General features: G+C 60.2%; 12 protein-coding genes. 7 read left to right on the forward strand and 5 right to left on the reverse strand.

Going from position 1 to position 14,991, the window contains the following annotated elements; all coding sequences use genetic code 11:
* Positions 1–66: 66 nt before the first annotated feature.
* Both FXB41_RS13150 and FXB41_RS13155 read right to left on the reverse strand, forming a co-directional pair.
* Positions 67–1,848: a hydantoinase B/oxoprolinase family protein gene (locus tag FXB41_RS13150; RefSeq protein ID WP_219682043.1), complete on the reverse strand. Its 1,782-nt coding sequence runs from the start codon at positions 1,846–1,848 to the stop codon at positions 67–69.
* Positions 1,849–1,855: 7 nt separating this feature from the next.
* Positions 1,856–3,919, reverse strand: coding sequence for a hydantoinase/oxoprolinase family protein (locus tag FXB41_RS13155; protein WP_219682044.1), 2,064 nt, complete (start codon positions 3,917–3,919; stop codon positions 1,856–1,858).
* A 193-nt stretch (positions 3,920–4,112) separates the two neighbouring features.
* On the opposite strand from FXB41_RS13155, the gene FXB41_RS13160 reads away from it, so the two are divergent.
* A complete protein-coding gene (locus FXB41_RS13160) occupies positions 4,113–4,874 on the forward strand; it encodes an SDR family NAD(P)-dependent oxidoreductase (RefSeq protein ID WP_219682045.1) in 762 nt (253 codons plus the stop codon).
* Between the two features lie 15 nt (positions 4,875–4,889).
* On the opposite strand, the gene FXB41_RS13165 is transcribed toward FXB41_RS13160, so the two are convergent.
* Entirely contained in the window at positions 4,890–5,702 is an 813-nt protein-coding gene (locus FXB41_RS13165) for a GntR family transcriptional regulator (RefSeq protein WP_219682046.1), read from the reverse strand.
* Positions 5,703–5,734: 32 nt separating this feature from the next.
* Here FXB41_RS13165 and FXB41_RS41935 point away from each other — a divergent pair, with 32 nt between their 5' ends.
* Positions 5,735–5,998 carry a hypothetical protein gene (locus tag FXB41_RS41935; protein ID WP_219682047.1) on the forward strand — a complete coding sequence of 88 codons (264 nt, stop codon included), beginning with the start codon at positions 5,735–5,737 and terminating at the stop codon, positions 5,996–5,998.
* Between the two features lie 358 nt (positions 5,999–6,356).
* Here FXB41_RS41935 and FXB41_RS13175 read toward each other — a convergent pair whose 3' ends face one another.
* The gene (locus FXB41_RS13175) at positions 6,357–7,664 is read right to left on the reverse strand and encodes an aspartate aminotransferase family protein (protein ID WP_219682067.1); all 1,308 of its coding nucleotides are present in this window, start codon (positions 7,662–7,664) and stop codon (positions 6,357–6,359) included.
* A 13-nt stretch (positions 7,665–7,677) separates the two neighbouring features.
* Positions 7,678–8,739 carry a phosphotransferase gene (locus tag FXB41_RS13180; RefSeq protein ID WP_219682048.1) on the reverse strand — a complete coding sequence of 354 codons (1,062 nt, stop codon included), beginning with the start codon at positions 8,737–8,739 and terminating at the stop codon, positions 7,678–7,680.
* A gap of 794 nt (positions 8,740–9,533) precedes the next feature.
* On the opposite strand from FXB41_RS13180, the gene torT reads away from it, so the two are divergent.
* The 5 genes from torT (at position 9,534) to FXB41_RS13205 (ending at position 14,887) form a co-directional block, all read left to right on the forward strand.
* Positions 9,534–10,634 carry a TMAO reductase system periplasmic protein TorT gene (gene torT, locus FXB41_RS13185; protein WP_219682049.1) on the forward strand — a complete coding sequence of 367 codons (1,101 nt, stop codon included), beginning with the start codon at positions 9,534–9,536 and terminating at the stop codon, positions 10,632–10,634.
* A gap of 68 nt (positions 10,635–10,702) precedes the next feature.
* A complete protein-coding gene (locus tag FXB41_RS13190; RefSeq protein ID WP_219682050.1) occupies positions 10,703–12,241 on the forward strand; it encodes a sugar ABC transporter ATP-binding protein in 1,539 nt (512 codons plus the stop codon).
* Complete coding sequence (locus tag FXB41_RS13195) at positions 12,238–13,254, forward strand: ABC transporter permease (RefSeq protein WP_219682051.1); 1,017 nt, start codon at positions 12,238–12,240, stop codon at positions 13,252–13,254. Before FXB41_RS13190 ends, FXB41_RS13195 begins: the two co-directional genes overlap by 4 nt.
* Positions 13,247–14,260: an ABC transporter permease gene (locus FXB41_RS13200; protein WP_219682052.1), complete on the forward strand. Its 1,014-nt coding sequence runs from the start codon at positions 13,247–13,249 to the stop codon at positions 14,258–14,260. The genes FXB41_RS13195 and FXB41_RS13200 overlap by 8 nt, the downstream gene beginning before the upstream one ends.
* 222 nt (positions 14,261–14,482) lie before the next feature.
* Positions 14,483–14,887 carry a LysR substrate-binding domain-containing protein gene (locus FXB41_RS13205; protein ID WP_219682068.1) on the forward strand — a complete coding sequence of 135 codons (405 nt, stop codon included), beginning with the start codon at positions 14,483–14,485 and terminating at the stop codon, positions 14,885–14,887.
* The last annotated feature ends 104 nt before the right edge of the window (positions 14,888–14,991 follow it).

The following is a 14,991-nucleotide window of genomic DNA, read 5'->3' on the forward strand; positions in this document are numbered from 1 at the left end:
GACAACTGTTCGGAGGAAATCCATAACGTACTAAACGTTGACCTCCGCCCACCGGCAACCGACTGCTCAATTCCAACTGCTGGGTTCGGCCCTGAGAGCTGTCGTTTCGGCTTCATCGAGCTGGAAATCTCTCGTTATCGAAACACGATAGACGTCTCGGGCTCTTTGGCGCGAAACGAGCTTCTCGCGGACATCCTCCAAGACGCGCTTCGGATCTCGGCCGGCAGGATTGCCGTAGCCACCTCCACCGCTTGCTACGGATATGAGCGTTTCACCCGCTTCGAGCCAGGTGTCGCAGTATTGCGGCAGGGCATGCGATAGGCCGTCCGTCCGAAGTACATGTTGCTGAGAACAGGCGGCCGCTTCTCCGCCTCGCGCGCCCTTTGGATTGTTGATATTACCGTCTGCAATGAAGATCGCTTGCATGCGCGCACCGATCGGACCGTACTCGACGAGAATTCCGGGCGCTCCCCGGAAGGTACCGGCACCCTCGCTGTCGGCGATCAGGCGACGCGTCTTCACGAGGATCGGAGTGTAGACCTCGTCCAGTTCGACGCTGTCAATGAAGCACATTCCGCCATTTCCAGCATGGAGCATCGTAAGCCACGCGTCCTGCGTGGCCGCCCCCGCGCCGGCGGTATGACCGAGGAAAAGCTGATTTACATATGGCTTGCCGTCGCGCGGGTCGATCCCGGACACGACCGCCGTCGAGGGCGGGCAGAAGCATCCGATCTCGCCCATGCCAATTTCCTCAGAGATCTCGGCAAGCGCCAACTGAGTGGCGTTTTGCACCCTATCAGCAAGATTGGTCGTCGATGCCGAACAGCTGATCGGATGCTCGGGACGACCGACAACGCCACGATTTTTGATTTCGATGTCGATGCATCGGAACGATCCGGCATTCTTTGGCACGGTGGGATCGATCGAATTGAAGATGGCGATCATGGCCGACGTTCTTGTACACGCCTCCGACACGTTCAAGCCGCACGCCATCTGATCGGGATTGTCGGTGAGGTCGACATGAATCTTACCTGCGGACGGCACGACGCTAACCTTTGATGTGACGGTAATTCCGTCGGGCGGCGTACCTGGAATTGCGTCGTGGGTTGACTTTGCGGTTGCACGACCTTTCGGCAGCTTCGCAATGGCTTCGATCATTCGCTTGCGCGAATAGTCGAACCATTGCCTAGAAAAAGCCTCCAGATGATACCAGCCGAGTTCGCGTCCCATCGACAGCAACTCGCGCTCACCGATGAACGCGGCGCCGAGCATCGCGAGGAAATCGCCGTGCCACTGGTCAGGTACCCGAATCCTCATGCGACACATTCGCACGATGTCGTCCTTAACTACGTAGTCTTCGGCGACTTTGACGGCCGGAAAGATCAAGGCGCCCTCTTCGTAGACGTCGCGCGCTGTCCCGTGATAGGTGGTCGGCACTGAATTTCCGATATCCGCCTGGTGAGCTTTTGCGACCACCGTAAAACGATGAGTACCGTCGTCGTCGATGACAGGCATCAACAGCGTATGGTCTGCCGGGTGCGAATTGCCGTGATAGGGCGAGTTGTGCAGAAAAACATCACCGCGCTTGAGCACCGGATGGTACTGCTTCATGCACCGCCCCATCAAGTCGGGGCCGGAAAGCACATGTATCGGCAGACTTTCCTCTGCCGTGAGCAGATCCGATTCCGCCGTCAGTATGCAACAGGAGAAATCCTTTGCGCGGTTCAGGACGCCCGATCGACCCGTGCGGAGGAGTGTGTTTCCCATCTTCCGGCACACGCCCCCGAACCGGTTGGCCACGATCGACAGTTTCGCGCCATCCAGACGGGCGCCTGACGAGAGTTTCATCTTTTCCTCACGGCTTGATTAGAAGGCTGCCCGATTCTTCGAGCCAATAAGACGCTCCCGGATCGATGACGATCGTCGTAAATGGAGTTTCGACCACGGCCGGGCCGCTCGCAACAACCCCTGGCTTGAGGTTTGCCATCGAAACGACCGGCGTTTCGACAAGTCCGGCATCGCGAAAGTATGCTTGGCGGACAGATTTCTCTCCGAGCTTGCGCGCTGCAATCTGTAGCCGACCGAGCGGTTTCTTGCGCAATCCAGCAGACACGGCAGCGGTCCAGCACACGAACTCGACGGCCGAATGATCGTCTCTGACCGCAAAGACTTCCCGATGATGCACGTGGAAATCCTCGACTAGCGCATCGAGATCCTCCTGAGTCGCGAACAGGTTGACGTGCACGGGGATCTCGATCTCCCACACTTGCCCCTGGTATCGCGCCTCGACTGCAAACTCGATATGGCCGGACTCGCGCGTTTTTCCGGCACGCTCCAGGAACTCGAAACACCGTTGCCGCAATTCGCCGAGGACCGCATTGACGGCCTCCGCTTTCCACTCGGACGACCGAACGAAGAACATCGACCTGTACTCGTCCCGCAAATCGGACATCAAGGCTCCCGCACAACTCAGTGCGGCGCCGGTCTCTGGCATGATCAACAGAGGCGATTGCAGCCTGCGGGCGATGAAAACTGAATTGAAGCCTGCGGCGCCGCCACCGCCGATGAGCGCGGCCTCGCTGGGGTCGATGCCCTGGTTGATCGTGATTTCTTCGATCGCCTGCACCATGTTCTCAGTTGCGACCTCGACAATCGACGAGGCAGCCTCCATCAAGCTCAACCCAAGCGGCTTCGCAATCTTTTCATTGATCACAGATTGGGCTGCGTCGATGTCCAGCTTCATCCTGCCGCCGAGGAAATAGTCTGGATCGAGGTGACCGAGAACTAGCGACGCGTCGGTGAGCGTCGGCTCTTTTCCGCCCGCCGAGTAGCAGACCGGACCAGGGACGGATCCCGCGCTCTTAGGACCGACGTGAAGTACTCCGCCGGCGTCGACGCTGGCGATCGACCCCCCACCCGCTCCGACGCTCTTGATGTCGATGGAGGGAAAGCCAGTCATGTGACCGCGATAGGGATTTCCGATCCAGGTCTCTCGGGTCTTGGGTATGCGACCCCGGCGCACCACGCTGACGTCATAGGTCGTTCCGCCGGTATCGGCCACGATCGCGACGGGAAGCGAACTGTTCAAGCCCGCATAGTAGCGCCCGGCGATCGGCGCCATCGACGGCCCGGAGTTGATCGCGTGGATTGGCTGCTTGGCGAGTTCATCAGCATCCATCATTCCGCCCTGCGACGTCAGAACTAGCGCTCGTCCGCCGAAGCCGTTCTCCGTCAGCCTATTGACCAGCCCTCCAAGATACCGACTCATCAGCGGCTTCAACGAAGCATCGATGGCGGCCGACGAGGCTCTGCGATACTCCCGCAGGGTCGGATTTACCTGATGAGACAGCGTGAATGGCACATGCGGTAGCTGTGCGCGAAGGGCCTCGCCGATCCGCAACTCATGGGCGGAATTCGCGATGCTCCAAAGCAGACAGACCGCGACAGCCTCCGCGCCCGAATCGGAGAGTTCGTGGATTGTTCGCGCTAGTGCGGCTTCGTCGAGAGGTTCTACGATCGCACCCGCAGAGTTTACGCGTTCCTTGACCTCGAAAGTTAGTGCCCGCGGAATATACGGCGCTGGATACGCTATCCGGAAATTAAAGGGCTCGGATCGTCCACCCTCGCGCAGCGTGAGGATATCGGGGTGCCCCGCCGTTGTCAGCAGGGCCGTCTTTGCCGTCCTGCCGGTGATGATCGCGTTGATGGCATGGGTCGTGCCATGGACAAGCAATTCGCACCGTCCGAGGAAGTCCCGTAGCGAGGCACCCTCGTCCGCGGCCGCCACCGCCGCGGCATCAATCACGCCTTGCGCCGGGTCGCTGGGTACGGTTGCGGCCTTGAACATCTTGACCGCGCCGTCGTCGTATTCAACGATCAGATCGGTGAATGTTCCTCCAGTATCGCAAGCCAATCTCATGTTTCACCACTCGGCAGATCGACACAGAGGCAACCTCTCGTCGCTTGTTGGGAATACCTAAGTTGACTTCTTATTCTGATATTGCAGAAATAGCAAGCCCCTTCGCGCTTCAAATTGTGCCCCGATCCCGATTGCAGCGGCTCCGCATTTCTGATATTTCAGAAACTAGGCATATCAAAAGCGAGGACGGGCCATGCGCCTTAGGGACAAAGTAGCGATCATTACCGGATCAACACAAGGCATCGGCGAAGCGATAGCGCTGCGCTTCGCAAGGGAGGGCGCCAAAGTAGCGATCGTGGCGTCGAGAGACGTGAAGCGGGCCGAAGCTGTCGTGAAAAAATTGTCCGACGAAAACGGAACGGGAGCGGCGTTTGTTGCGGATTGTTCGCGCGTTTCTGAAATCAAGGCGCTCGTGGCCGCCGTCGTGAAGAAGTTTGGCCAGATCGACATTCTTGTGAACAATGCCGGCATCATGCACACCGCGCCTATCGAAGACACGACCGAGGAGATGTGGGACGCTCAGATCGATCTCAATCTCAAGGGAACGTTCTTCATGACGCAGGCCGTTCTGCCCGAGTTTCGTCGGCTAGGACGTGGCAAGGTGATCAACATTTCGTCCATTTGGGGAATCGGTGCCGGTCCGAATTGTCCCGCCTACTGCGCCGCAAAGGGCGGCATCGTGAATTTGACGCGGGCGCTTGCGGTGGAGATTGGCCGCGAGAACATCAACGTCAACTCGCTTGCACCCGGAAACATCGCGACACCGCTGAACGCACATCTCCGCGGTCCCGACATGGAAGCCTACATCGCGCAGATGCGAGCCCTGACGCCGACCGGCCGCGACTTCCTACAGCCGGACGAAATTACCGGAACGGCCGTCTATCTTGCGAGTTCCGATTCCGATGCGGTTCATGGAATTACGGTTCCCGTCGATGCTGGCTGGGGAGCCTGGTAGGAGCCCGTCCGCGAGTTATTTTCCGGTGACCGCAAAGTTCCGGGAAGCTTCGGCCGAAGCGCGTTCGGCCAACATTGTCGGAAGCCGGGGAGCAATCACCTTGATTGCCTCGTTCAGGTCTTTGCGTAGCGCCGCGGCCGCGGCCTCGGGGTCATGCCTTTTCAGGGCCGCGACGATACGCGAGTGATTGTTCACGACATCGCTGACCTTGTAGGACTGCATGTATAGATGCATGGAAGGGCCAATCCGAACCCACAGGTTCGAAATCACGTCGAGAAGGACCGCCGATCTGGCAAGTTTGTAGATCCCGAAGTGGAATAGATAATTGAGACGGATGCTTTCGGTCATGCTCTTGGCGACAACGTACTTTGCATTGACTTGTTCAAGGTAGCTGATGTCCTCGGGCGTGGCAGCCTTGGCGGCGAGGCCGGCAGCGTAGCATTCGATCTCGCTGCGCACGTTCAGAATATCGATGTATTTCTCGCGGGTGAGTTCATTGACAAAATACGCGCTCTTGTTCCTGCCCTCGATGACTCCGTCTGCTTCCAGTCTCTTCAAAGCGTCTCTCACCGGCGTCGGGCTGATGCCGAGGCCGTTCGCGATTGATCGGCCGGTAATTGCGGAGCCGGGCGCCAGAAGACCGGCCATCAGGGCTTCCTTGATAAGTCCGTAAACCTGACGTTCAACCGACTCTTCGCTATCCGGATCGAGGGACCCAATCTGCGGAGATTCGCTCTGCTTGCGCCCGCGCGTCTCTTTCGCTTTTTTCAAAGTTCCCGTCTTCAGATCGGTGAGCCTTCTGCCTTTGGTAGCATAGGGTTTCGGCACTTGCACTGAACTCCTTTTTATCGGGCGAAACGATGACAGGCCTTGATCTACATTTCTGCTATATCAGACATTTAGGAAGAGGCACACATGCGTTCTTTCATCTACTACGTCGTCCGACCGGCTTGCCGACGGACGGCGATTTCACCATCCGCTCCGTGCAGGTTGATGACGACGCCGATTCCGTCGTGCGAAATCTCATTTCGGTCGATCCCTACATGCGTGGGCGAATGATCGACCGCAAGAACTACCTACCTCCATTCGAACTGAATAGGCCGACGCGGTCGGCAAGGTGGTGAAATCGCGGGTTCCGTGGCCGTCGGCGGCTAAGTCATCAAAATGCCGGGGTGGCGCGAATACGCAAGATCGGGCGATTGATTTTCGGAAGATCGATGTGTCGCTCGGTAGGGCGTCGACGTTTCCCGATGCCATCGGCCCGCCCGGATTGCCAGCCCGGCTGGGCTCTCCAAGGTCGCAAGCTGGGGGATGCCACGTGATTGGCAGCGCGGGCCCCTCGGACAAATGCGGGTGGCTCCCGGAGTCGACCGTGCCATCAACTACGAGAGCGGAGACCTTCCGGCTGCAGATGGGCAAGGCTTGGTCACGATCTGACAACTGCACCCCGCCGCGAGTGGCAATGTTTTCTCACCGAGGAAATCACGTCGACAGAATGGCATCAATGGTGTCGACCAGAATGTCGGCGTGGTCTCTCTTAAAAACGAGCGGGGGCCGGATCTTCAGGACGTTGGCACCAGGACCCGTGGCGCTGATGAGCACTCCGGCACGGCGAGCAGCATTGACGACATGCGTTGCCAGATCGGGAGCCGGCTCTTTTCGGAGTCGGTCCTTTACGAATTCTACGCCGACGAAAAGTCCTGCCCCCCTCACGTCGCCGATCTGTTCATGACTGGCCGCGAGCACCTCAAAGCGCTCTTTGAGATAGTTCCCGACATCGCGAGCGTTTTCGATGAGACTTTCCTCCTCAATGACACCAAGTGTTGCCATCGCCGCCGCACAAGCCACAGGATTACCTCCGAACGTACTAAAATAGCGCGCCGTGCGACCGAATTCGTCGATGACATGTGGTTTGGCCACGATGCCGGCGATCGGATGCCCATTTCCCATCGGTTTGCCTAGCGTGACAATGTCCGGAACGAGCCCATGCCGCGCGAATCCCCACATGCTCTCACCTGTCCGCCCGAATCCCGCTTGAACCTCGTCCGCGATGAAGAGTCCTCCTTCCGACCGGACCAACTCGACCGCTTCCCGGAGAAATCCCGGAGGATCCGACAAGACACCGTCGCTCGAGAAGATCGTGTCGCAAACGACGGCTGCGACCCGAATGCCGTGCTTACGCATGTCGACCAGGGCCGAATGGACGCCAGAAGCAAATTCGGCTCCAACGTCGGGCCCTTTGCAGCGATACAGATCCGGAGCGCCTACGGTCCGAACAAACGGTCCGCGCTGCACGTTCGGCCCGAGCGATGGAGACAGCTTCGATACCGCGTCGGTAACGCCGTGATAGGCCAAATCCGTAACGATGAAGCCTTCGCCTCCCGTATATGCCTTTGCGATGCGTATCGCGAGATCGTTGCTTTCGCTGCCCGTGCAGGTGAACATGACGTTGCTGAGCTCATCGGGAAAATGGCCGAGCAATCGCTCCGCATAGTCAACGATCTTTTCGTGCAGATAACGCGTATGGGTATTTAGAACCGCAGCCTGCTCGCAAACCGCTGCCACGACCTTCGGGTGGCAGTGACCCACCGCCGCCACGTTGTTGTAGGCATCCAGATAGCGTTTCCCGTCGTGGTCGTACAACCAGACGTCATGGCCTCTGACAATATGCAGCGGATCCTGGTAAAAGAGTCTGTAGGCGGGCCCTAAAACTGCTTCGCGCCGCTCCAGTATCTTGCGGGCAGTCGGATCCAGCCCATGCGTCCGGCCTGGAACGAACGAGTTCACCATCCCGGCAACGAAATCACGGCTCAATTGGTTTCTCCTTGCATGCCCACATCAAGCCACGACGAAATTCGTGGCGCGACACGTTGTGAAGCGCTTGCAGTCCCGCCCATGCCCGCGCACTGTTTCTCAAGATATAAGTGCCGTTCCCGGGTTGATGGGCGGCTCGCCAGGCTGAGATGATTCCCACTAGCACTTGGCGCGCACGCACCAGATCCAAGACGACATCCAGCTCCTCCGACATGAGCGGCGTCGAACGGTGGTAGGCTCGAATGACGTCCGAGACCACCGCAACGGGGCTTTGGCCGTCGTAGTCCTGGTAGGCCAGAGCCGTCGATACGTCGGTCACGAGTGGAGCTAGAATGATATCCCCAAAGTCGATAACCCCGGATATCGCGAACGGTGCCGAGCTTTCGAAAAGCACGTTATGCGGATTGAAATCGTTATGAATGACTTGCTTTCGTAGTCTTGGCAGCGATGGAGCCGCACGCTCCTCGTACTCATCAAGCGTTATCTCGGCGAGTCGACGCTTCTCCGGATCGTTCACGAATCCGATTGCACTTCGGACACGCAGTGCGTCTGCGGCATTCCAAAGCAGGTCGTGATCGGACGCGGGATGTTCAAATGTGCGCAGCCCGGCGTCGATCAGCGCGAGCGTAGTGCCGACCGCTGACCGGATTTCGCTGGTCCCTTTGGCGGCGCCGAGCGGGGCCCCCGGCATGTACGACATCAGCCGCGCGACGTGCGGCCTGTTGCCGAATGTCTCCTGTGGCTGATCGATTCCTTCCGTTGTGGCGATGATTCGCGGCACGGGTAGCGACGGAGATTCACGCTCGAGGTGACGGAGCGCGGCAGTTTGCAAATCCGTGACGTTTGGATCTTCGGCCGGATTTGTGATCTTCAACAGATATGGTCCTCCGGGAGCGTCGATCCGGAAATTTGCGTCGCGCTCGCTCGACAGCGTCCGCACTTGACCGACCAGGTTATAGCGCCTCCTCAGAACGTCGGCGGCTTCTAAAGCCGACACCTCCGTTGGAGGAGTTTCCAACAGATGATCCAATTCGAACCTGTCCGACATCATCAAGTGTCCCGCGGCTTCATGAGCATTGACATTGCGCCGCAGCCAAGGAACAACAGGCGCTCACAATTCTGTTGTACCAGAAATAACTTGTTTCCACAACAGAAAAGCCCGCCGCGTGGAACGCAGGATCCCGCGAGGAATCCTCTCATCGAGGCGAGCATCAGGGCCTCGCGATAAGTGCCCGCCCCCTGTTCACTGGAGGCTTGTTTCGCGGGCGGGAGTCCGGTGTTGGCCGCGATCCTTATTCCCGCCTCGTCCAGCTCACGTCGGAATGAAGATGGCCACCATCTCGTTCGTGGTCGGCCCATACTCGACGAGGATTCCAGGGCGCCATGATGCTTTCCTGCGCCTCCGTCAGGGAGCCACCAGAATAAGTGTGTACACAAGAGACTTGGCTGGGAGCGAGTATTGGGGGCACTGACGGGTTTTACCGCAATCGACACCAAGGCGAGATCGGTCGGTACGGTAGCGACCTTGAACATTATCGTCGTGCCGTTCTCATATTCGGTGATGAGATCGGTAAATGTGCCGCTAAGGCGCTGCGTCTGTAGCCACGTAGCCGAACCCGGTGGAAGCCTATTCTGACATGGCAGAATTCGTCAAGACAATTTCTCTTTAAACACGCCGACCCCTTGTCGCTCATCGACGCCCACTGAATCCAGTTGAGTGCGCTACCGTATTCTGATATGTCAGAAATTAAAGGGCGCGTTCAATAGGAAAAAGCTCAACATCAATTGCGCATCATGACGTGCGACGTCGGTCTCTATCTTTCATTCGAACCCTGAGGATTTGCTATGCCAAGCACGACATGCCTTTCTCCCAACCGACTTCGGCCGATCCGCTCCGCACTTGGGTTGGCGGCTCTTTCACTTGCCGCCACTGCGATGACACCGGCCGCGGCCGACACGCCGTGGTTTCCGATGAAGGTCTACGATGCGTCATCGGGAGCGCCGAAGCCCGCGGAGTACACGCCGCTGCCGAAGGCGGAGAAGCCCTATAAGCTCTGCGTGCTCTTCCCGCACATGAAGGACAGTTTCTGGGTGGCGGTCGCCTACGGAATCGTGAAGCAAGCGGAGGCCATGAACGTCAACATGAACCTCTATGAAGCCGGCGGCTACGAGAACCTGCCCAAGCAACTCTCGCAATTCGACGACTGCATGGCGAGCGGCCCGGATGCCATCATCGTCGGCGCCATCTCGGGCGCCGGGCTGAGCAAGAAATTTGAAGAAGCCAAGGCCAAGGGCGTGCCGGTCGTCGGCGTCACCAACCCGCTGCCGCCCAATGCCTTGCCCGCGGCCAACTATGTCGACTTCGTCGCGATGGGAGAAGTCACCGGCGAAGGCCTGCTGGCGCAGACGAAGCCCGGAGACAAGCTCAACATCGTGACGTTCCCCGGGCCGGCCGGTTCAGGCTGGGCGGAATCGTTCAACGAGGGCTTCAAGAAGGCGATCGCCAAGAACCCGAACGCCAAGATTCTCGGCGAGAAGTTCGGCGACTCCGGAGTCGCGGTGCAGCTCCAGCTCATCCAGGACGCGCTGCAGGCCTATCCCGGCATGAACGTGATTTGGGGCACCGCGCCGACCGCCGAAGCTGCGATCGGCGCCGTTGCCGAGGCCGGCCGAAACGACATGAAGATCGTATCGTCTTACGAAAATCAGGCGATGCTCGACGCGCTCAACCGCGGCGATATCCTCGCCTTCGCAACCCAGTATCCCGTGGGCGAAGGCGCCATGGCGATCGACCAGGCCGTGCGCCTTATCGAGAAGAAGGCGGTCATGAGCCTTGTTCAACCGGTGGCCACGGCAATCGACAAGACCACCGTGCCGAAGCTGCAGATGGATCTCGTGCTGGCGCCGGCAAGCTGGACCCCGGTCTATTCGGTCAAGGCCAGGTGAGCCCTGCGGGCAAGCCCTTGAGGCGGGAGATGCATCTCCCGCCTCTCAACCGGCCTCCGGAGAAGCCGATGGATACCGATATCGACCCGCAGCTAGTCCCGCCTCTGCTTCGATTGCGAGGAATCTCAAAGCGGTTTTCGGGCGTCCGTGCGCTCGACCGGGTTGATCTCGATGTCCGTGCCGGCGAACTCCATGTCCTGTTCGGTGAGAACGGTGCTGGCAAGTCGACCCTTATCAACCTCGTGTCGGGAACGTTTCCGCCTGACGAAGGCACGTTCCATTTCGCTGGCGACGCGATCCACAATTTCACTCCCCAGCGTGCGCGCGCGATCGGCATCAGTCCTGTATTTCAGGAATTCTCGCTCGTCCCTAGCCTGACTGTGGAAGAGAACCTGTTCCTTGGCCGCGAAGTCGCCAGGAGCGGAGTCTTGCGCTCAGGCCAGATGCGCAAGCGCGCACGGGCGCTGATCGACGAACTCGGCTTCGACCTCGATCCCTCGCGACGGGTCGATGACCTTTCGCGCGCGCACCAGCAGATGGCCGAGATAGCCAAGGCGTTGCTCGGCAAGATTCGCCTGTTGATCCTGGATGAGCCGACTGCTTCACTGACCGAGCGTGAGACCGGGCGACTGTTCGAACTGATCGCCCGGCTCAAAAGCCAGAACGTCGGACTGATCTATGTCTCGCATCGCATGCGCGAGATCCGGGCCCTGGCCGACCGCGTGACCGTGCTGCGCGATGGCCGTCACATCCGCACCCTCGACGCCGCGACCTCGACCGACGGTGAGTTGGTCGAACTGATGACGGGGCGCAAGATCGACCTCTTGTTTCCGACCATCGCGCACGAGCCGGACAAGTTGATGGTCGATATCGAAAATCTGACGCTCACCGACGGCAGCGTTTGTGACGTGAGCCTGCACGCCCGGGCCGGCGAGATCACAGGCATCGCGGGCCTGGTCGGCTGCGGTAAGTCGGAGCTGATCCGCGCGATCTACGGGATCGAGCCGACGGCCTCCGGCACGATAAGGATTGACGGCGCGCCGTACGAATCGCCGGCGCCGCGGCGAAGCCTGAAGCGCGGGATCGCCTACTTCCCCGCCAATCGGATCGCCGAAGGGCTCGCGCTGTCCCGGTCGATCCGCGAGAACGCCTCGATGACCGTGCTTGACCTGCCGGCTTTCGCGCGATTCGGCATATTGCGGCAGGCCGTCGAGCGTACAAGGATCGCGGGCATCATGGCGCAATTGCAGCTCAGGCCGCCCAATATCGAACGACCCGCGGGCGCGCTGTCCGGTGGCAACCGCCAGAAGGTCATGCTCGGCCGTGCTTTGACGCGCGAGCTTACCGTGTTCTTGTTCGATGAGCCCAGCGTCGGCATCGACGTCGGCGCCAAGCTTGAAGTCTACGAGTTTATGAAGCGCCTGGTCGAGGCCGGCGCCGCCGTGATCGTCGTCTCGTCCGAACTACCGGAGGTGCTGGCGCTGTCGAACCGGCTCTATGTGATGCATCACGGCCGCATCGCGGCCGAGTTGACGGGCGCCGAAAAGACGGAGCAGAACGTGCTTTCAAGCTTCTTCCGGGATCATCTCACGGCGGAGGTCGCATGAGCACAGGGCTAATCGCAGCGGAGCCGCGCAGCGCGACTGACCTGCGATCGATTGCGGGCGAGATCGGGTTCTTGCCGGCACTGCTCGTGCTGCTCGTGGCCGGCATGTCCGCCGTAGATCCGCAATTCTATGGCACCGTCAACATCCTCAATATCCTACGCAACGCCTCCCTGCTGGCGATCGTGGCCTCCGGGCAGGCGCTAGTGATTGTCGCAGGCGGCTTCGATTTATCGGTCGGCGCGGTGGTCGCGCTCGCAAGCGTGGTCACCGCCAAGACCATGGCGACTACGGCCGCCGCATTTCCCGGCAACACCGCCCTTATCATCGCAAGCGGCGTCGCCGCCGGACTGGGCTGCGGGATCCTGGTCGGGCTCGTCAACGGATTCTGCGTCGCAAAGCTCAAGGTTTCCGGCTTCGTGGTGACCCTGGGCACGATGTCGGCGACCGCTGGCGTCGGCCTCATGATCACGAGCGGTATCCCCGTCTACGGCATGCCCGACAATTTCGTGAAGGGCTTTGGCCGTGCGCAAGCGTTCGGCCTTCCTACTGCCGTCCACGTGGCGATCGCGGCAATCCTGGTGATGGTGTTCGCGCAGCGGCGCACGCTGTTCGGTCGTTACATCTACGCGATCGGCGGCAATGTCGATGCGGCCGTAATGTCGGGGGTGTCGATCCAACGCCATATCGTGGGCACCTATGTCGTCTCGAGCTTGCTCGCGGCTTTGACCGGGATCCTGCTGACCGCGCAGGTCGGCTCCGGCCAGGCGAGCTTCGGCGGCGACCGGATGATGCTGCAATCGATCGCCGCTGCCGTCATCGGCGGGGTCAGCCCGCGCGGTGGCGTCGGCCGGGTCGAAATCGTCGCCATCAGCGCGCTGTTCCTGACTATTCTCGGCAATGCGCTCAACCTGCTGCACGTCGACTCCCGCCTGCAGCCGATCTTTCTCGGCGTAATCATGGTAGCGGCCGTCGCGCTCGACGAGCTCAGCCGACGGAGAAAATCCGGTGTCTGACCTCGAATTGTCCGTTGCCGCCCAGGAGACAGGCCGCGAAAAGCTGTTGCCAGCCCGATGGCTCTGGAGCGCGATTCTGCCGATCGCGATGGTGGTGCTGGTGCTCGGCTTCGCCTCGTTCGATCGCGGCGTGCTATCGTCGGCTAACCTGCTCAACGTTGCCCAGCAGACCAGCTATCTCGCCTTGTTCGCGATGGCCCAGACCGTGGTCATCCTGACGCGCGGCCTCGACCTCGCGCTTGGCCCGACAGTGTCGATGGTGAGCGTCGGCACCGCGCTCGCCATGGCCGGTGCTGCGGCGACGGGCCACGACCCTAGCGCGGTGCTGCTCGCCGGGCTTGCCGTCGGCTTCAGCCTCGGCGTCGCTTGCGGGCTCTTCAATGGCGTCGTGATCGCCATGTTCAAAGTCAATCCCTTTGTCGCGACACTCGGCAGCTACAACGTCGCGATCGGGGTTGCGACCACGCTGTCGTCCGGACGGCCTGTGCAAGGCGTGCCGACGCTATTTTCCCAGATCTTCTACGGCGGGAGCGTCTTCGGCATCCCTGCCGCCATCGCGGTCACCGTCGCCGTCGGCATTGTGCTTCATTTGGTCCTGGCGCGCACCGTATTCGGGCGATCTCTCTACATCATCGGCACCAATCCGCGCGCGGCCGCGGTCGCCGGTCTGCCCGTGAAGCGCATCCTGATTACGACCTACGTGCTATGCTCGGCGCTTGCCGCACTCGGCGCGATCATGATGACGGCGCGCACCGGATCTGGCGAGCCGAACCTCGGCGGTGCGCTGTCGCTGCAGGCGATCGCCGGCGCGGTGATCGGGGGAACTAGCCTCGCGGGCGGCCGCGGGGGGGTCGGCACGGCCGTGCTCGGCGCATTGTTCATTACGATCCTGTCCAACGGCATGAACCTCACCCGGGTCGACGGATATGTCCAGATGGTCGTGCTGGGCGCGATTGTCATTATCGGCGTTCTGCTCGATCGCCTGCGACTGGAGCGTCGCCTGTGAGTACCGGCTCTCTCATGCAAACTTGTCCAGCTGAGGCACACAACGCGGAGGCGGCATCGGTCTATGTCGCGCCTTCAGTTGCGAGCGCGCTAGATGCGCTGAGCGAATACGGCGTGGCCAAGGCTGCCTTTGCCGGCGCCACGTGCATCATGGGATCGCCGATGCGGCATGAGCCGCCAATTGCGCAGTATGTTGGGATCGGAAGGATAACCGGGGTCCGCGCTGGGCCCTCGAGGTCGAAGCGACAGTGACGCTCGCGGTACTTGCGGCCGCTTTACGCTTGAAGAACTACGTCTCTACGACGAATTCTTTACTGTCGTTGTGCGACGGGACCATCCGCTTTCGAAACGCCGGCCCACAATGGCGGAGCTGGCGCAAGAAAGCTGGGTCGTTGCGCCCCACGGGACGCCAACGCGACGCTATTTCGAGACACTTCTTATCGCCGCAGGACTCACGCCTCCGGCACAGACTTGCGAGATCGTCACCTTCTTCCTTGCGGAACAGATGATTATAAACAGCGACGCCATCGCGCTGTTGACCTATTCGGAGCGCAAGCTACGCATCGTTTCAGGCAAATTGAAAGTTCTGCCGCTAGATCTTCCCGAAAACCAGCGCCCATTGGCCTGACGTTCCGGAAATACCAGCCGCTCACGCCGGCGCAAAAGATCTTGATCGAAGCTCTCGTCGACGAAACACCCATGATTCCGAAAGGGCCTCGGACAAGGGGTCGC

Source organism: Bradyrhizobium canariense (assembly GCF_019402665.1).
Lineage (GTDB): Bacteria > Pseudomonadota > Alphaproteobacteria > Rhizobiales > Xanthobacteraceae > Bradyrhizobium > Bradyrhizobium canariense.